At 63.9% G+C, this 17,894-nt stretch carries 16 protein-coding genes; 13 read left to right on the forward strand and 3 right to left on the reverse strand.

Translation table 11 applies throughout. The features are described from left to right. The 12 genes from dnaA (at position 1) to AC1PLS_RS00060 (ending at position 13,900) form a co-directional block, all read left to right on the forward strand. Complete coding sequence (dnaA, locus tag AC1PLS_RS00005) at positions 1 to 1,329, forward strand: chromosomal replication initiator protein DnaA (RefSeq protein ID WP_024939149.1); 1,329 nt, start codon at positions 1 to 3, stop codon at positions 1,327 to 1,329. Between the two features lie 277 nt (positions 1,330 to 1,606). Next, positions 1,607 to 2,707, forward strand: a complete 1,101-nt coding sequence (gene dnaN, locus AC1PLS_RS00010; protein ID WP_016901842.1) for a DNA polymerase III subunit beta — start codon at positions 1,607 to 1,609, stop codon at positions 2,705 to 2,707. Positions 2,708 to 3,797: 1,090 nt separating this feature from the next. Continuing rightward, positions 3,798 to 4,904 (forward strand): DNA replication/repair protein RecF, encoded by a 1,107-nt coding sequence (gene recF, locus AC1PLS_RS00015; RefSeq protein WP_184380610.1) that lies wholly within the window; start codon positions 3,798 to 3,800, stop codon positions 4,902 to 4,904. A 114-nt stretch (positions 4,905 to 5,018) separates the two neighbouring features. After that, complete coding sequence (gene gyrB, locus AC1PLS_RS00020; protein ID WP_016901840.1) at positions 5,019 to 7,463, forward strand: DNA topoisomerase (ATP-hydrolyzing) subunit B; 2,445 nt, start codon at positions 5,019 to 5,021, stop codon at positions 7,461 to 7,463. A 67-nt stretch (positions 7,464 to 7,530) separates the two neighbouring features. Then, a complete protein-coding gene (locus tag AC1PLS_RS00025) occupies positions 7,531 to 8,367 on the forward strand; it encodes a CPBP family intramembrane glutamic endopeptidase (RefSeq protein WP_104577397.1) in 837 nt (278 codons plus the stop codon). Between the two features lie 62 nt (positions 8,368 to 8,429). Beyond that, a complete protein-coding gene (locus AC1PLS_RS00030; RefSeq protein ID WP_016901838.1) occupies positions 8,430 to 9,236 on the forward strand; it encodes a M48 family metallopeptidase in 807 nt (268 codons plus the stop codon). A 152-nt stretch (positions 9,237 to 9,388) separates the two neighbouring features. Then, complete coding sequence (locus tag AC1PLS_RS00035; RefSeq protein WP_024939146.1) at positions 9,389 to 10,585, forward strand: tetratricopeptide repeat protein; 1,197 nt, start codon at positions 9,389 to 9,391, stop codon at positions 10,583 to 10,585. 153 nt (positions 10,586 to 10,738) lie between these two features. After that, on the forward strand, positions 10,739 to 11,410 hold the full coding sequence (locus AC1PLS_RS00040; protein WP_046345197.1) for an energy transducer TonB: 672 nt from the start codon (positions 10,739 to 10,741) through the stop codon (positions 11,408 to 11,410). A gap of 85 nt (positions 11,411 to 11,495) precedes the next feature. After that, positions 11,496 to 12,257: a TonB-system energizer ExbB gene (exbB, locus tag AC1PLS_RS00045; protein ID WP_005912445.1), complete on the forward strand. Its 762-nt coding sequence runs from the start codon at positions 11,496 to 11,498 to the stop codon at positions 12,255 to 12,257. Between the two features lie 45 nt (positions 12,258 to 12,302). Continuing rightward, complete coding sequence (locus AC1PLS_RS00050) at positions 12,303 to 12,725, forward strand: ExbD/TolR family protein (RefSeq protein WP_011035268.1); 423 nt, start codon at positions 12,303 to 12,305, stop codon at positions 12,723 to 12,725. Positions 12,726 to 12,728: 3 nt separating this feature from the next. Next, a complete protein-coding gene (locus AC1PLS_RS00055; RefSeq protein ID WP_011035269.1) occupies positions 12,729 to 13,139 on the forward strand; it encodes an ExbD/TolR family protein in 411 nt (136 codons plus the stop codon). A gap of 353 nt (positions 13,140 to 13,492) precedes the next feature. Next, complete coding sequence (locus tag AC1PLS_RS00060) at positions 13,493 to 13,900, forward strand: ExbD/TolR family protein (RefSeq protein WP_065033287.1); 408 nt, start codon at positions 13,493 to 13,495, stop codon at positions 13,898 to 13,900. A 127-nt stretch (positions 13,901 to 14,027) separates the two neighbouring features. Here AC1PLS_RS00060 and AC1PLS_RS00065 read toward each other — a convergent pair whose 3' ends face one another. The 3 genes from AC1PLS_RS00065 to cls form a co-directional block, all read right to left on the reverse strand. After that, on the reverse strand, positions 14,028 to 14,795 hold the full coding sequence (locus tag AC1PLS_RS00065) for a pyridoxine 5'-phosphate synthase (RefSeq protein WP_046345199.1): 768 nt from the start codon (positions 14,793 to 14,795) through the stop codon (positions 14,028 to 14,030). A 10-nt stretch (positions 14,796 to 14,805) separates the two neighbouring features. Beyond that, a complete protein-coding gene (locus tag AC1PLS_RS00070) occupies positions 14,806 to 15,075 on the reverse strand; it encodes a hypothetical protein (protein WP_024939143.1) in 270 nt (89 codons plus the stop codon). A 74-nt stretch (positions 15,076 to 15,149) separates the two neighbouring features. Further along, entirely contained in the window at positions 15,150 to 16,610 is a 1,461-nt protein-coding gene (cls, locus tag AC1PLS_RS00075; protein ID WP_184380614.1) for a cardiolipin synthase, read from the reverse strand. Positions 16,611 to 16,745: 135 nt separating this feature from the next. Here cls and AC1PLS_RS00080 point away from each other — a divergent pair, with 135 nt between their 5' ends. Then, complete coding sequence (locus AC1PLS_RS00080; protein ID WP_184380616.1) at positions 16,746 to 17,840, forward strand: PA0069 family radical SAM protein; 1,095 nt, start codon at positions 16,746 to 16,748, stop codon at positions 17,838 to 17,840. Positions 17,841 to 17,894 lie beyond the last annotated feature (54 nt).

Raw genomic sequence — 17,894 nt, forward strand, 5'->3', positions numbered from 1 at the left:
ATGGATGCTTGGCCCCGCTGTCTGGAACGTCTCGAAGCCGAATTCCCGCCCGAGGACGTCCACACCTGGTTGAAACCCCTGCAAGCCGAAGACCGCGGCGACAGCATCGTGCTGTATGCGCCGAACGCCTTCATCGTCGACCAGGTCCGCGAGCGCTACCTGCCGCGCATCCGCGAACTGGTGGCGTATTTCGTCGGCAACGGCGAAGTGGCGCTGGCGGTCGGCTCCCGTCCGCGTGCGCCGGAACCGCAGCCGGCACCGATGGCCACGCCCAGCGCACCGGTTGCCGCGCCGATCGTGCCGTTCGCCGGCAATCTGGATTCGCACTACACCTTCGCCAACTTCGTCGAGGGTCGCAGCAACCAGCTCGGTCTGGCGGCCGCGATCCAGGCCGCGCAGAAGCCGGGCGACCGCGCCCACAACCCGCTGCTGCTGTACGGCAGCACCGGCCTGGGCAAGACCCACCTGATGTTTGCCGCCGGCAACGCGCTGCGCCAGGCCAATCCGGCCGCCAAGGTGATGTATCTGCGCTCGGAACAGTTCTTCAGCGCGATGATCCGGGCGCTGCAGGACAAGGCGATGGACCAGTTCAAGCGCCAGTTCCAGCAGATCGATGCGCTGCTGATCGACGACATCCAGTTCTTCGCCGGCAAGGACCGCACGCAGGAGGAGTTCTTCCACACCTTCAACGCGCTGTTCGATGGCCGCCAGCAGATCATCCTGACCTGCGACCGCTATCCGCGTGAGGTCGAAGGCCTGGAGCCGAGGCTGAAGTCGCGCCTGGCCTGGGGCCTGTCGGTGGCGATCGACCCGCCCGATTTCGAGACCCGCGCGGCGATCGTGCTGGCCAAGGCGCGCGAGCGCGGCGCCGAGATTCCGGACGACGTGGCGTTTTTGATCGCCAAGAAGATGCGCTCCAACGTGCGCGACCTGGAAGGTGCGCTCAACACGCTGGTGGCACGCGCCAACTTCACCGGCCGGTCGATCACGGTGGAATTTGCCCAGGAGACGCTGCGCGACCTGTTGCGCGCCCAGCAGCAGGCGATCGGCATCCCCAACATCCAGAAGACCGTGGCGGACTACTACGGCCTGCAGATGAAGGACCTGCTCTCCAAGCGACGCACCCGCTCGCTGGCGCGTCCGCGCCAGGTGGCGATGGCACTGGCCAAGGAGCTGACCGAACACAGTCTGCCCGAGATCGGCGACGCCTTCGCCGGCCGCGACCACACCACCGTGCTGCATGCCTGCCGGCAGATCCGCACGCTGATGGAGGCCGACGGCAAGCTGCGCGAGGACTGGGAAAAGCTGATTCGCAAGCTCAGCGAGTAAGCCGGCAACGGTCTTGACGGCCCGCTTGGAGAAAAGCGTGGAAACGTTGGGGTCAAATGCGGGAGAATCTGTGGATAACGTTGCCTCGCAGGTCGGGCGGAAAACTATCCACAGGTTTTACCGCCAGACCAGGGGCACTAGTCCAACGACTTTCAGGCGCTAATTTGTCTTTGGAAACAAACAGTTATGGTGGTTATCCGCTGAAAACGGCCCTACCATCACCACCAAGCTTTTGATTTATTCCATTATCTTTTAAAGCATAGGGGCACGGAACCACATGCGTTTTACACTGCAGCGCGAAGCCTTCCTCAAACCATTGGCCCAGGTGGTCAATGTGGTCGAACGCCGTCAAACCCTGCCGGTTCTGGCCAATCTGCTGGTGCAGGTCAAGGACGGGCAGGTCTCCTTGACCGGTACCGACCTGGAAGTGGAAATGATCTCGCGCACGATGGTGGAAGACGCGCAGGACGGCGAAACCACGATTCCGGCGCGCAAGTTGTTCGACATCCTGCGCGCCCTGCCCGACGGCAGCCGCGTCACCATCTCGCAGACCGGCGACAAGGTCACGGTGCAGGCCGGGCGTAGCCGCTTCACCCTGGCCACGCTGCCTGCCAACGATTTCCCGTCGGTGGACGAAGTCGAAGCCACCGAGCGCGTTGCGGTGCCAGAGGCGGCGTTGAAGGAGCTGATCGAGCGCACCGCGTTCGCCATGGCCCAGCAGGACGTGCGCTACTACCTCAACGGCTTGCTGTTTGATCTGCGCGAGGGTTTGCTGCGGTGCGTAGCCACCGATGGCCACCGTCTGGCACTGTGCGAGACCGAGCTGGAGAAATCCGGCGGTGCCAAGCGCCAGATCATCGTGCCGCGCAAGGGCGTGACCGAGCTGCTGCGCCTGCTGGAAGCGGCAGACCGCGAAGTGGAGCTGGAAGTCGGTCGTAGCCATATCCGCGTCAAGCGTGGCGATGTGACCTTCACCTCCAAGCTGATCGACGGCCGCTTCCCGGATTACGAAGCGGTGATTCCGATCGGCGCTGATCGCGAGGTCAAGGTGGACCGTGAGGCACTGCGCGCATCGCTGCAGCGTGCGGCGATTCTGTCGAACGAGAAGTACCGTGGCGTGCGGGTGGAAGTGTCACCGGGTCAGCTGAAGATCAGCGCACACAACCCCGAGCAGGAAGAAGCGCAGGAAGAAATCGAGGCCGACACCAAGGTCGACGATCTGGCCATCGGCTTCAACGTCAACTATCTGCTCGACGCGCTGTCTGCACTGCGCGATGAGCACGTGGTTATCCAGCTGCGCGATGCAAATTCGTCGGCACTGGTGCGCGAGGCCAGCAGCGAGAAGTCCCGCCATGTGGTGATGCCGCTGCGTCTCTGACGTCGCGTTCCACGTGGAACACGAAGAGCCCGGCGAAAAAGCCGGGCTTTTTCGTTTTGGAGGTCAAGATCGCTACGTTCGTTGCGGTGCAAGGCTTTGGGAGGCTTGAGCGTCCGTGGGCATCCGCTCTGCGCTGGTATTGGGTGCCCAGATGCGTCGGTGCCTTACCCGGAGCTACTTTGCCTTCTGGCATGAGCCTCAGAGCATCAATGCTGCACGTTTACCAAGCCAAGAACGGTTCGATAGACGCCACTCACGGATAGTCAGACTTCGACGACCGGACAAGGGCATTGGTTCGTTTGCTTGGATTGACGGGTGTGAGTTGGAACACGAGCGATATCAAAAAACTGGCATCAGTCCGGTGCGCTGCTGTCGTCAGCACGGATACTTTGCCCATCTGTGTTTCAGACATGCCCAAGGATCAGTGAGCTGTCTTGCCTAGGGAACGCGCCGCGTGAGATCGCTGTGCTCTGGGCAAGCAGGCAAACCCAACCGTGACCTGTCGAGTTACGAAGGCGTTGTTGGCACGTCCACGGGATACACGTGGAACAACGTGCTTTCTCCTCGTGTCACTCACCGCATTGGGACAAGCTGGTTTTGTCGCAGCTCCCGTGAGATTAGTTGGTCATACACGTTGCGGTTTGTAGTCCAGCGAAGTCGCACTGACTGGAGTCAGCCTGAATTAGTTCATAAAAGACAACGTGGTCCGCTCCGACCGAGTCCGTACAGCTGCGTCTGGCGTGAGCGTCCTTGAGCGGGTTTTTGAGTTATGCACATCGCGTTTTGCTTTTAAATCTATAAATAATTTAAGAGCTTGGTGGTGATGGTAGGGCCAGATTTCGCCGGAAACTACCCTATGTGTTTGTTCTTAAAACACTTTCTGGCCTCGAAACCCTGTGTCTAGACCCGTGTAGAGGGGGCGACAACCTGTGGATAAGCGGGAGCGGCTGCTCGGGCCTGCTTTTTATCCACAGGTTGTCCCCTGCCTGTCCCTCGGGTCGCCTCACGTCTGCACGGGCAGGATCCGCATCGATCACGTATCCTCCGCTCCGACCGGGATGCCGGATCACAGCGCAGAGCAGACCGATCGATGCACGTAGTGCGGTTGTCCATCCATCGACTTCGTCGTTTCGAGACCGTCGACCTTCACCCCGCCAGTTCCTTGAACCTGCTCACCGGCGATAACGGCGCGGGCAAGACCAGTGTGCTGGAAGCGTTGCATCTGATGGCCTACGGCCGCAGCTTTCGTGGCCGTGTACGCGACGGGCTGATCCAGCAAGGCGCTGGCGATCTGGAAGTTTTTGTGGAGTGGCGCGAAGGAACCGCCGCGATTGGCGAACGCACGCGGCGGGCGGGGCTGCGCCATAGCGGCCAGGAATGGACGGGGCGGCTGGATGGCGAAGATGTCGCCCAGTTGGGCGCCTTATGTGCCGCGCTGGCTGTCGTGACCTTTGAGCCCGGCAGCCATGTGTTGATCAGTGGCGGCGGTGAGCCGCGGCGGCGCTTCCTGGACTGGGGTCTGTTCCACGTGGAACCTGACTTCCTGGCGCTGTGGCGGCGCTATGCGCGGGCGCTCAAACAGCGCAATGCCTTGCTCAAGCAGGGCGCACAGCCGCGCATGCTCGATGCCTGGGATCACGAACTCGCCGAATCCGGCGAAACGCTGACATCGCGTCGCCTTCGCTATCTGGAGCGCCTGCAGGAGCGACTGATTCCGGTCGCAACCGCGATCGCCCCGTCGCTCGGGCTGTCCGCGCTGACGTTCGCACCGGGCTGGAAGCGCCATGAGGTGTCGTTGGCCGACGCGCTGCTATTGGCACGCGAGCGTGATCGCCAGAACGGCTACACCTCGCAAGGGCCGCACCGGGCCGATTGGGCGCCTGCCTTCGATGCATTGCCGGGCAAGGATGCGCTCTCCCGCGGCCAGGCAAAGCTCACCGCCCTCGCCTGCCTGCTCGCACAGGCCGAAGATTTCGCCCACGAGCGCGGCGAATGGCCGGTGATCGCCCTGGACGACCTGGGCTCGGAACTGGACCGCCACCACCAGGCGCGCGTGTTGCAGCGCCTGGCGTCCGCACCGGCGCAGGTACTGATCACCGCAACCGAAATGCCGCCCGGCCTGGCCGAATCCGGCAAGCTGCTGCATCGGTTCCACGTGGAACACGGCGAAGTGGCCGTGTTGACACCCTCCGCGTAACCGTCGGCGGCGCAGGTGGGCCGACTGGTATAATTTCCGGGCTATCCCCCTTTTCCCACGGTGCGATGCGGCTTCCGTCGCCTGCGCCCGTGTTGTGGAGCTAACGGCACACGCATGACCGACGAACAAAACACCTCGCCCACCCCCAACGGCACCTACGACTCCAGCAAGATCACCGTGCTGCGTGGCCTGGAAGCCGTCCGCAAGCGCCCCGGCATGTACATCGGCGATGTCCATGACGGCACCGGCCTGCATCACATGGTGTTCGAAGTGGTCGACAACTCGGTCGACGAAGCCCTGGCCGGCCATGCCGACGACATCGTGGTCAAGATCCTGGTCGATGGATCGGTTGCGGTGTCCGACAACGGCCGTGGCGTGCCGGTCGACATTCACAAGGAAGAAGGCGTCTCCGCGGCGGAGGTGATCCTCACCGTGCTGCATGCCGGCGGCAAGTTCGACGACAACAGCTACAAGGTATCCGGCGGCCTGCACGGCGTGGGCGTGTCGGTGGTCAATGCGCTGTCCGAGCACCTGTGGCTGGACATCTGGCGCGACGGCTTCCACTACCAGCAGGAATACGCGCTGGGCGAGCCGCAGTACCCGCTCAAGCAGCTGGAAGCCTCGACCAAGCGCGGTACCACGCTGCGCTTCAAGCCGTCCGTGGCGATCTTCAGCGACGTCGAGTTCCATTACGACATCCTGGCGCGCCGCCTGCGCGAGCTGTCGTTCCTCAATTCGGGCGTCAAGATCACCCTGATCGACGAGCGCGGCGACGGCCGTCGCGACGATTTCCACTACGAAGGCGGCATCCGCAGCTTCGTCGAGCATCTGGCGCAGCTCAAGTCGCCGCTGCACCCGAACGTGATCTCGGTGACCGGCGAGCACAATGGCATCGTGGTGGACGTGGCCCTGCAGTGGACCGACGCCTACCAGGAAACCATGTACTGCTTCACCAACAACATCCCGCAGAAGGATGGCGGCACCCACCTGGCCGGCTTCCGCGCCGCGCTGACGCGGGTGCTGAGCACCTACATCGAGCAGAACGGCATCGCCAAGCAGGCCAAGGTCGCGCTCACCGGCGACGACATGCGCGAAGGCATGATCGCGGTGCTGTCGGTCAAGGTGCCCGACCCCAGCTTCTCCTCGCAGACCAAGGAAAAGCTGGTCAGCTCGGATGTGCGCCCGGCGGTGGAAAACGCCTTCGGTGCGCGCCTGCAGGAGTTCCTGCAGGAGAATCCGAACGAAGCCAAGGCCATCACCGGCAAGATCGTCGACGCCGCCCGTGCGCGCGAAGCCGCCCGCAAGGCGCGCGACCTGACCCGCCGCAAGGGCGCGCTGGACATCGCCGGCCTGCCCGGCAAGCTGGCCGACTGCCAGGAAAAAGACCCGGCGCTGTCCGAGCTGTTCATCGTCGAGGGTGACTCGGCAGGCGGCTCGGCCAAGCAAGGCCGCAATCGCAAGAATCAGGCGGTGCTGCCGCTGCGCGGCAAGATCCTCAACGTCGAACGCGCGCGTTTCGACCGCATGCTGGCCTCCGACCAGGTCGGCACGCTGATCACCGCGCTGGGCACCGGCATCGGCCGCGACGAGTACAACCCGGACAAGCTGCGTTACCACCGCATCATCCTGATGACCGACGCCGACGTCGACGGCTCGCACATCCGTACCCTGCTGCTGACCTTCTTCTACCGGCAGATGCCGGAGCTGATCGAGCGCGGCTACATCTACATTGGCCTGCCGCCGCTGTACAAGCTCAAGCAGGGCAAGAGCGAGCTGTATCTGAAGGACGACGCGGCGCTCAACGCCTACCTGGCCAGCAACGCGGTCGAAGGCGCGGCGCTGATCCCCGCCACCGACGAGCCGCCGATCACCGGCGAGGCGCTGGAAAAGCTGTTGATGCTGTTCACCAGCGCCAACGAGGCGATCGCGCGCAACGCACACCGCTACGACCCGGCGCTGCTCACCGCGCTGATCGACCTGCCGCCGCTGGATGTGGACAAGCTGCAGGCCGAAGGCGAGGTGCATCCCACCCTGGATGCGCTGCAGGCGGTGCTCAACCGCGGCACCTTGGGCACGGCGCGCTACCAGCTGCGTTTCGACCCGGCTACCGATGGCGCCTCGGCGTCGCTGGTGGCGGTGCGCAGGCACATGGGCGAGGAATTCACCCAGGTGCTGCCGATGGGCGCGTTCGAAAGCGGCGAGCTGCGTCCGCTGCGCGAGGTCTCGCTTGCCCTGCACGACCTGGTGCGCGAAGGCGCGCAGATCGTGCGCGGCAACAAGACCCACCCGATCACCAGCTTCGCCCAGGCGCATGCCTGGCTGCTGGAAGAGGCCAAGCGCGGCCGCCAGGTACAGCGCTTCAAGGGCCTGGGCGAAATGAACGCCGAACAGCTGTGGGAAACCACGGTCAATCCGGACACGCGTCGCCTGTTGCAGGTGCGTATCGAAGATGCCGTGGCCGCCGATCAGATCTTCAGCACCTTGATGGGCGATGTGGTCGAGCCACGCCGCGACTTCATCGAGGACAACGCGCTGAAGGTGTCCAACCTGGACATCTGAGCCACCGTTGCCCGTCGGCGCACCGCTCAGGCGTTGCGTCGACGCCTGCGGTTTTTTCAGGACGACGATGAGCGCAGATCCTTCCCCGCGGCCGGTACCGACGCCGGCCGCCGGCACCGCCCCGCTGTTGCCGCCATTGCTCGGCTTCGGCATCGATGTGCTGATCGCCACCGGCCTGCTGCTGTCGCTGAGCGTGGCCGGGTTCGCGCTCTGGGGCGTGTTCCGCGGCGTCAGTGCCGTGCAGGCTGCCAAGGCGCAGGGCCTGACGCTGTCCTCGAGCGAGATCATGGCCACCATCGGCCAACCCGGCGTGCTGGTGCAATTGCTCACCGCGTTGGTCAGCACCGCCTCGCCGGCGCTGCTGCTGTATTACTGGCGCCGCCGTGCGACCGCAGACGAACACCGGGCCTCGCGCGCCGCCGCGAGGCGTGCCTCCACCTGGGGTTGGACCGCGCTGATCGCGGTTGGCGTGTTCCTGCTCAGCAATCTGGTCAGCGTCGCGGCGTCGGCGTTGGGCATCAAACCGGTGCCGACCAACCTGCCGCTGATGGAAGAAGCCATCAGGCAATGGCCGCTGGCGCTGGTGGTGTTTGCCGTGGCGATCGCCCCGGCGTACGAAGAATTGCTGTTCCGTCGCGTCTTGTTCGGCCGCCTGCTCGCCGCCGGCCGGCCCTGGCTGGGCATCGCGCTGAGCAGCGCGATCTTTGCGCTGGTGCACGAAGTGCCCGGCGTCAGCGGCAACGGACCGGCTGCCATCGTGCAGCTGTGGCTGGTGTACGGCGGCATGGGGGCGGCGTTCGCATGGCTGTACTGGCGCACCGGCACGCTATGGGCACCGATCGTGGCGCATGGCGTCAACAACGCCACCGCCCTGGCGGCACTGTACTTTTTTGGCATCGGCTGAGCCGTTTGACGAAAAGTTAAGACGAGCCTGCCAAAATGCCCCCAGGGTTCAAGGGGGATTGAATGAAAGCCAGGCTGTTGATCGTTGTCGCCGTCTTTGCACTGACGGCATGTGCCACCACAACCTCGCCGACCGGCCGCCGACAGGTGGTGGGAGGCGTCACGCAGGACCAGCTCGACAAGCTTGGCGCCGAATCGTTCGCGCAGACCAAGGCCAAGGAAAAAGTCAGCACCGACGGCAAGCAGAACGCCTACGTGCAGTGCGTGGTCAATGCGCTGGTGGCGCAGCTGCCGCCGCAGTGGCGCGAAACCCGCTGGGAAACCGCGCTGTTCGTGGATAACGAAGCCAACGCCTTTGCGCTGCCCGGTGGCAAGGTCGGCGTGAATACCGGAATCTTCACTGTCGCCAAGACGCAGGATCAGCTGGCTGCCGTGCTCGGGCACGAAATCGGGCATGTGATCTCCCGCCATCACGAAGAGCGCATCACCCGCCAGCTCGGCGCGCAGACCGGCCTGGGCATCATTGGCGCGCTGGCCGGTGCGGCCTACGGCGACGGCGCCGCTAGTGCGGTCAACCAGGTCGGCGGGATGACTGCCCAGACCGTGTTCCTGCTGCCCGGCTCGCGCACCCAGGAAAGCGAGGCCGATGTGGTCGGCCAGCGCCTGATGGCCCAGGCCGGCTTCGACCCTGCCCAGGCAGTCACGCTGTGGCAGAACATGATGGCCGCCAGCGGCAATCGCCAGCCGCAGTGGCTGTCCACCCACCCCGACCCCGCCAATCGCATCCGCGAACTGCAGGCAGACGTCAATCAACTCGAACCGGTTTACCAGCAGGCGCGACAGGACGGGCGCGTGCCGCGTTGCGGCTGATATCGCAGCGCTCACGTACCGAATGTCGCAACACAGCATGGAAACCGTTTTCGGGAACTGAGACTTTCTGCTAAGTTTGCCGGCTCAGATTTTTCGTACAGCGTTTATTCCGCTTTTCGTACCGCCCGACGGCGGCTCGTCCGAGGTGAAACATGAAACTGCTCAACCGCAAGCAAGCCCTGTTGTCCCTGTTCATCGCCGCGTCCCTGGGCGGGGCTGTCGTCACCGACGCGGTTGCGCAGTCGGATCGGTCGTCCGAGCGTGCCAGCCGCAAGTCCAAGAACAGCGGCAAGGCCGAAGAGTTGTATCCGCAGTCCACCCGCGCCGCGCCGACGATCAAGCCCTCCTCCAAGATGGGCAGCAAGCTGCAGAAGCTGATCGAAACCTTCAACAAGGGCGAAGACTTCCCGGCCGTGCGCAGCCAGGCCGACGAGATCCTCGCCAATGGCTCGGCCAACGAAGCCGATAAGGCGCTGGCGTCGCAGCTGGCCGCCCAGGCGGCGTACAACATGGACGACACTGCTGCTGCCAAGAAGTACCTGCAGCAGGCGATCGGCCTGAATGCGCTGGACAACAACGGCCAGTTCCAGTCGATGCTGATGCTGGCGCAGTTGCAGATGCAGGACGACCAGCAGGCCGAAGGTCTGGCCACGCTGGACAAGTATCTGGAAGAGAGCAAGTCGCAGCGCCCGGAAGACCTGATCCTCAAGGGCCAGGCGCTGTACCAGGCCGAGCGCTACAAGGAAGCCATTCCGGTGCTAAAGCAGGCCATCGCCGCCTCGCCCGAGCCGAAGGACACCTGGAACCAGTTGCTGATGGCGTCCTACGCCGAAGCCGGCCAGACCGGTGAAGCGGTGGCCGCTGCCGAAGCGCTCGCCGCCAAGACGCCGAACGACAAGAAGGCCCAGCTCAACCTGGCCAGCATGTATATGCAGGCCGACCAGATGGACAAGGCCGCCGCAGTGATGGACAAGCTGCGCGCTGCCGGGCAGTTGACCGAAGAAAAGGAGTACAAGCAGTTGTATTCCATCTACGCCAACACCGAGAACAAGGAAAAGGACGTCATCGCGGTCATCAATGAAGGTATGCAAAAAGGCATCCTTAAACCCGATTATCAGACATACCTTGCGCTGGCACAGTCGTATTACTACAGCGACGACGTGCCCAAGGCGATCGAGAATTGGCAAAAGGCCGCACCGCTTTCCAAGGACGGCGAGACCTATCTGAATCTGGCCAAGGTGCTGCATTCGGAAGGTCGCATCCCGGAGGCCAAGCAGGCCGCGCAGCAGGCAATCGCCAAGGGTGTCAAAAAACCTGATGACGCCAAGAAGATCATCAATCTGAAGTAAAAAAGAAAATAAACCCCCGAAATCCCTGTGTTTTTAGTGGTTACAGGACTCGGGATTGGTATAAGCTTGGGGGTTCCTGCGGTGTCAAAGCCGTCCGAAAACCTGGGGATCATCACAGTGATCCGGGGCCCCCACTGAAAGAGCCATTGGCGCATGACGGAACAACTCGTTATCCACAGGCATGACTATGATGCCGGGAACCAGGGTCTGAGCTGGGCCCGCATTATCGGCATTGCTTTCGTAATTGCCTTGCACCTCACTGCACTGATGATGTTGCTGATCCCTGCAGTGGCGCCGAAGGCTCCGGCAGAGAAGGAGCGCACCACCATGGTCACCTTGGTGGATGCACCGCCTCCTCCCCCGCCGCCGCCGCCGCCGCCGCCGCCGGAAGACAAGCCGCCACCGCCGGTCAAGAATCTGTCGCCGCCGAAGCCGTCACCGGTTCCGCCGCCGCCGGAAGCTCCGGTTGTCGATGTTCCCGAACCGCGTCCCAGCGATATCGTCACGCCGCCGAGCCCGCCGGCTCCGCCGCAACCGCCGAGTGACATCGGCGCCAGTGTCGATATCTCGTCCAAGAACATGAACCCGCCGAAGTACCCGCCGGCTGCATTCCGTGCCGGTGTCCAAGGTGAGGTCATCCTGATCGTGGATGTGGATGCCAACGGCAACGTGACCAATGTGTCGGTCGAAAAGTCCAGCCGCAACCGCGACCTTGACCGTGCCGCGATGGACGCAGCACGCAAGTGGAAGTTCAACGCCTCCACTGTCAACGGGCAGAAAGCCGCCGGACGTGTCCGCGTCCCGGTCAACTTTGCTCTGAACTGATCCCACGGGCCGGCCACGGTCGGCCCAGGATCCTGTCTTCCTTTCGCTCCACCCTTCATCACCACACACAACAAAGGTAAGCGTCATGCTGCAGGAATTCTTTATCGCCGCCGCTGCAGGGGGCTCCAATCCGTCGGCCGCCCTGTCGCAGATGGGCTTCGAGCACTTGATCACTGAAATGACGTCCAGCCCCGGCGATTTCGCCGTGTCCTGGGTCGTTCTGATCACCCTGATCGCCATGTCCGCTGCCTCCTGGTACTGGACTGTCATCAATATCTTCCGTGCCACCCGTCTGAAGAGCGCGGCTGACCGCGTCACCACCGCGTTCTGGGATGCCCCGAATGCACAGGACGCCATCCGCGCCATGGAAGAGCAGCCGGCTTCCGAGCCGTTCTCCAAGATCGCACTGGATGCAGCGCAGGCTGCTGCTCACCACCAGCGCGCCGAAGGCAGCACCGGTGGCCTGGGCGAGAGCCTGAGCCGTTCGGAATTCGTCGATCGCGCCCTGCGTCAGGCCGTGACCCGCGAAAGCACCAAGCTGCAGTCGGGCATGACCCTGCTGGCCACCGTCGGTGCGACCGCGCCGTTCGTCGGTCTGCTCGGTACGGTGTGGGGCATCTACGGCGCGCTGATCAAGATCGGTGCAACCGGTTCGGCCTCCATCGACGCCGTTGCCGGCCCGGTGGGTGAAGCGCTGATCATGACCGCGATCGGTCTGTTCGTCGCCATCCCGGCCGTGTTCGCGTTCAACTTCTTCTCCAAGGTCAACAGCTCGGTGATCGCCAAGTTCGACACCTTTGCCCACGACCTGCACGACTTCTTCGCCACTGGTTCGCGCGTTCGCTAATCCGTAGTAAAGAACGACTTCGCAACGATTTAGACGGAGCCCGTTATGGCCTTCAGTAGTGGAAACAGCGGTGGCCCGATGGCCGACATCAACGTGACGCCCCTCGTGGACGTGATGTTGGTGCTGCTGATCATCTTCATCATTACGGCACCGCTGATGTCCCATAAGGTCAAGGTGGAGCTGCCAGAGGCCAACCTGATCCAGAAGGAAGATGCGGAGAAACGCGCCGCGCCGATCACCCTGGCCGTCAAGGAAGACGGGTCGCTGTACTGGAACGACGAGCCGATTTCCAAGGAAGCCTTGGAATCGCGCCTGTCCACCGCCGCACAGCAGACACCGCAGCCGCCGCTCAATTTGCGTGGCGACCGCACGACCAAGATGCGTACGATCAACGAGATCACCAAGATCGCGCAGGGTCAGGGCATGTTGGACGTCGGCTTCGTCGCAACCAAAGAGAAGGGGCAGTAAGCCATGGCATTCAGTACCGGTGGAAACCGCGGCCCAATGGCCGACATCAATGTCACGCCCCTGGTGGACGTGATGTTGGTGCTGCTGATCATCTTCATCGTGACCGCGCCGATCATGACTTACCCGATCGCTGTGGATCTGCCGCAGCGGGTGCTCAACCCGCCACCGCAGACGACCGAACCGCCGCCGCCGATCGAGTTGCGGATCGACGCCAGCAACCAGGTGTTCTGGAACAACAGCCCGACCCCGGTCGCGCAGTTGCAGCAGAAGATGGAAGAAGTGGTGCAGGCCGATCCGACCAATCAGCCGGAACTGCGCATCGACGCCAATGAAGATGCGGAGTACGAAGTGATGGCCAAGGTCCTTGCTGCGGCGAAGAACTCGCAGATGAAGAAAATCGGCTTCATGCAGTAAGACATCGCAAGACCGCAACACAACAGTCATGACGCGACTGCAACGCCACCGGAAACGGTGGCGTTTTTTTATGCTCGATCAATGGGATGGTTGCTGCCGCTATGTTCGACGCGCATGCATGCGGCCGGCTGTTTGCCAGGACGTGATATCCGTTTCCCGGGCACCGGGCGAGTGATGCATGCAGTGACCCTCAGGTCGTCCGCGCAAGCAAACCGCCGGAGCTGCAGCGGCAAGTCGCAACGGCACGCTTCGGGGCTCGGCCCGCCAGAGGCGTCTGCCCTGCCCTTCCCTGACTGCCGACCAGGTGTATGCTCGATCGTGCAGCACCCACGCTCATAGCACAGGAGGCAGTCATGGCTTTCAGTACGGCAGGCAATCGGGGACCGCTGGCGGAGATCAATGTCACGCCGCTGGTGGATGTCATGTTGGTGTTGTTGATTATCTTCATCGTCACCGCTCCGATGCTGGCGCGGCCAATCACGGTGGACCTGCCACAGCGCAGCGAGCAGGCCCAGTCACGCATGGACCCGCCTGCACCGATCGGGTTGCGTGTGGACGCCAGCGGGCAAGTGTTCTGGAATGCCAGCCCGATAACGCTGCAGCAATTGCAGCCCAGGTTGATCGAACAGATGCGCCAGGCAGCCGGCAATCAGCCAGAGCTGCGCATCGCCGTCAGTGCGGATGCCGAATACGCGGTGATGGCCAAGGTGCTGGCTGCAGCCAAGAATGCGCAGGTGGATCGCATCAGTTTTGTGCAATAAATGGGTGATTAACCAGCATGGTAAATCAGCCGCAAGTCATCGATAACGATTGCATCGGGGCAGAAGCCCTGCCCCGATGCAATACCTAGAAACTAGACAACGCATCCATATAATCGACTTGATTATCTCAAGCGCTGATCGATGCGCCGCGCAGTATGTCCAGATAGGCGCGCACGGTCGCATCCAGGCCTTGATACAAGGCTTCGCTGATCAATGCATGACCGATCGAGACTTCGAGTACGCCGGGGACAGCGCTCAGAAAGTCGCCGAGATTGGCCTGCGACAAATCGTGGCCGGCATTGATGCCCAGACCTGCGGCGGCGGCGCGCTGCGCTGCGTCGGAAAACAGCTTGAATGCAGCATCCGGCTGGCCGCTCAGATGCGCGTGCGCATATGGGCCGGTGTACAACTCGATCCGGTCTGCACCGAGTGCTGCCGCCTGCGCGATAGCGGGATTTTCGGCATCGACAAACAGACTGACGCGAGCACCGATCGCCTTGAACGAGGCGATCAGCGTGGCCAGTTGGGCGGTGTCCTGGGCAAAATCGAAACCGTGGTCGGACGTCAGTTGTCCATCGCCATCCGGTACCAGGGTGACCTGTTCGGGGCGGGTGGCACGACATAAGTCCAGCAGGCCCGGATAACCGTCGCGCGGCGGTGCGAACGGGTTGCCTTCGATATTGAATTCAACGCCGTGCTCGCGTGTCAGCGCGCTCAGCGCCAGCACATCGTCGGCGCGGATATGCCGCTGGTCCGGGCGCGGGTGCACGGTGATGCCGTGCGCACCGGCGGCAATGCAGGTGCGTGCGGCCTGCACCACATCCGGATCGTGGCCGCCGCGCGAATTGCGCAACACCGCGATCTTGTTGACGTTGACGCTGAGCTGGGTGGTCACTGCGTCGGTCTCAGGCCTGCGGCTCGCCGTCGCGCGTGGCGTTGAGGGCGGCCGCCTTGCGGGCTTCGGCGATCTCGCGCAGGCGGCGCAGCTCGGCCGGATCGATCAGGCTGCTGGTATCGCGCTGGGTATCCCCCATGCGCGAGGCGAACCAGCCGCGCGTCCACAGCAACAGCAACAGCAGTGCCACCAGCAGCGAGGCCACCAGCAACCACACGTGCGGCGTGCTGAAAGCCAGCACCAGCGCACCCAATGCCATAAGCAGAAACAGCCAGTGCATGACGAGCTCCCCGATCAGTGGCGGCAGTGTAGCGCCGCGCCCGGCATGGTTCCACGTGGGCGCGGCGATGCGGCTCAGAGCAGCGGTGACAGCAGCCGTGCGCAGGCTTCGGGCAGCCGCGATCGCCACAATGGCCGGTGGCGGGCGAAGCGCACTTCCTGCGCCTGCTGCAGGTCGGCGTCGATCAAACCGGCCAGCTCGGCGGCCACCGCCTGGTCGCGGAACAGCATCGACAGCTCGAAATTCAGGCGAAAGCTGCGGCTGTCGAAATTGGCGCTGCCGACGATGCAGACCTCGTCGTCGGCCAGCAACGCCTTGGTGTGCAGCATGCGCGGGCCGTATTCGTAGATGCGCACGCCGGCCTCGAGCAGCTCGTCGAAATACGAACGCGCCGCGTAGGTGACCAGACGCGAGTCGCTGACGCGCGGCACCAGCAGGCGCACGTCCAGGCCGCCCAGTGCGGCCGAGGTCAGCGCCATGCGCGCGGCCTCGCCGGGCACGAAATACGGCGTGACCAGCCAGACCCGATGCCGGGCTTCGTGAATCGCAGCGACCATCAGCCGGTGGATGGACTCCCACGACGAATCCGGGCCGGAGACCAGCACCTGCGCGTCGACATCGCCCTGCGCACGGCTCGGCACGTCCTCGGGCCATAGCTGCTGGCCGTGGAAGGCAGCGCGGCCCTGCCCGGTGGCGTACAGCCAGTCTTCCAGGAACACCAGCTGCAGGCTGCGCACCACGTGGCCCTGCAGGCGCATGTGCAGGTCGCGGTAGGCATCGCTGCGGACCTGCTCGTTCTCTTCGTCGGTGACGTTGATGCCGCCGGTGAAGCCGATCCTGCCGTCGACCACGACCACTTTGCGGTGGGTGCGCAGGTTCAACCATGGCCGCTTGAACGGCTTGAGCAGCTGGGATGGATGGAACCAGGCGGTCTCCACCCCGGCCGCCCGCAGCGTGCGCAAGCTGCGCCGGGTCATCGCCGACGAACCCACTGCGTCCATCAGCAGACGCACCTTGACCCCGGCGCGTGCGCGCTCCATCAGCGCATCGCAGATCGCGGTGCCGCTGTGGTCGGGCTGGAAGATGTAGTACTGCAGATGGATATGGTCGCGCGCACCGCGGATGGCCTCGATGATGGCCGCATAGGTGGCCGCGCCATCGACCAGCCAGTGCACCTCGGTGGCGCTGCTGGGGGCCAGCCCGGTGGTGGACTGGGCGATCTTGGCCAGCTCGGTGCAGTCCGCGTCCGGCGGGCAGACGCTGCTGTAGCTCTCCATGCCCGAGCGCGAACGGCCGCGCCGCAGTCGCTGGCGTTTGACCTTCTGCGGGCCGAGCCAGTAGTAGATCAGCAGGCCCAGGTACGGCAGCGCCGCCAGCGACAGCACCCAGCTGAGTGTGGCCACCGGTTCGCGCTTCTGCAGCACGATCCAGCTGGCGATCCACAGCAAGTACAGCACGTAGGCGGCGAGGAGAAGCGCTTCGAGGTGGGGAATGGTGGCCAGCCACTCCCACGCGCTCTGTACGGATGCGAGCATGCGCGGATTCTACGGGGCGCACGCTCCGCTGCGGTGAGCGTGGGGACGATGCGATCGCCGCGCCGGGTCTGAAAGCTTCATCGTGGCGCGCCCCTGGTCGCATCGATTGAGACCCGCCGGCCGTACGATGCGGCGATGGCAACAGCGATCAAGGGCCGTGGTGCGACCGGCCATCTGCCCGGACGCTTCGAAACCACCACCCAACAACCGGTGGACGATGGCTGGTACGCCGACGACGGCGAGGAGTTCGCCGCGCCGGCGCTGCGCACCCAGGTCACCGAGGAAACCGCGCGCAGCATCATCAGCCGCAATCAATCGCCGGACATCGGCTTTTCGCAATCGGTCAATCCGTATCGTGGGTGCGAGCATGGCTGCAGCTACTGCTTTGCGCGGCCTTCGCATGCCTATCTCAATCTGTCGCCCGGGCTGGATTTCGAGACCAAGCTGTTCGCCAAGACCAACGCGCCGGAGCTGTTGCGCCGAGAATTGTCGCGCCCGGGCTATGTGCCCAGCCCGATCGCACTGGGCATCAACACCGATGCCTACCAGCCGATCGAGCGCAAACGCGCACTGACGCGGCACCTGATCGAGGTGCTGTGGGAGACCCGGCACCCGTTCACGCTGATCACCAAGAATGCGTTGGTCACCCGCGATCTGGACCTGCTCGCACCGCTGGCACGCGAGGGCCTGGTCAACGTGCATTTTTCGGTGACCACGCTGGACCCGCATCTGTCGGCCAGGCTGGAACCGCGCGCATCCGCACCGCATGCCCGCCTGCGCGCGATGCGGGCACTGCACGAGGCCGGCGTGCCGGTCGGGGTGATGGCCGCCCCGGTGATCCCGTGGATCAACGACCATGAGCTGGAAGCGATCCTGCAGGCCGCGTCCGCTGCCGGCGCGCACAGTGCCGGCTATGTGTTGTTGCGGCTGCCGCACGAAGTGGCGCCACTGTTCCGCGACTGGTTGCAGACCCATCACCCGCAACGCGCCGGGCACGTGATGAGCACGATCCAGCAACTGCGCGGCGGCAAGGATTACGACAGCGCCTTCGGCACACGCCTGCGCGGCCAGGGCGTCTACGCGGAGTTGCTGGCACGCCGCTTCGCCCTGGCCCAGCGCCGCAGCGGTTTCGACGCACGCGACATGCCGGCATTGGACACGACCAAGTTCCGCCGCCCCGCTCCGCCGGCCAAGCCGGTGCCGCAGTCGCCGCAAGGCAGTCTGTTCTAGGGGCGGGGATTGGGGATTTGGGATTGGGGATTCGTAACAGCCGACGCACTGCAA

The organism is Xanthomonas sp. NCPPB 3218 (assembly GCF_056725185.1).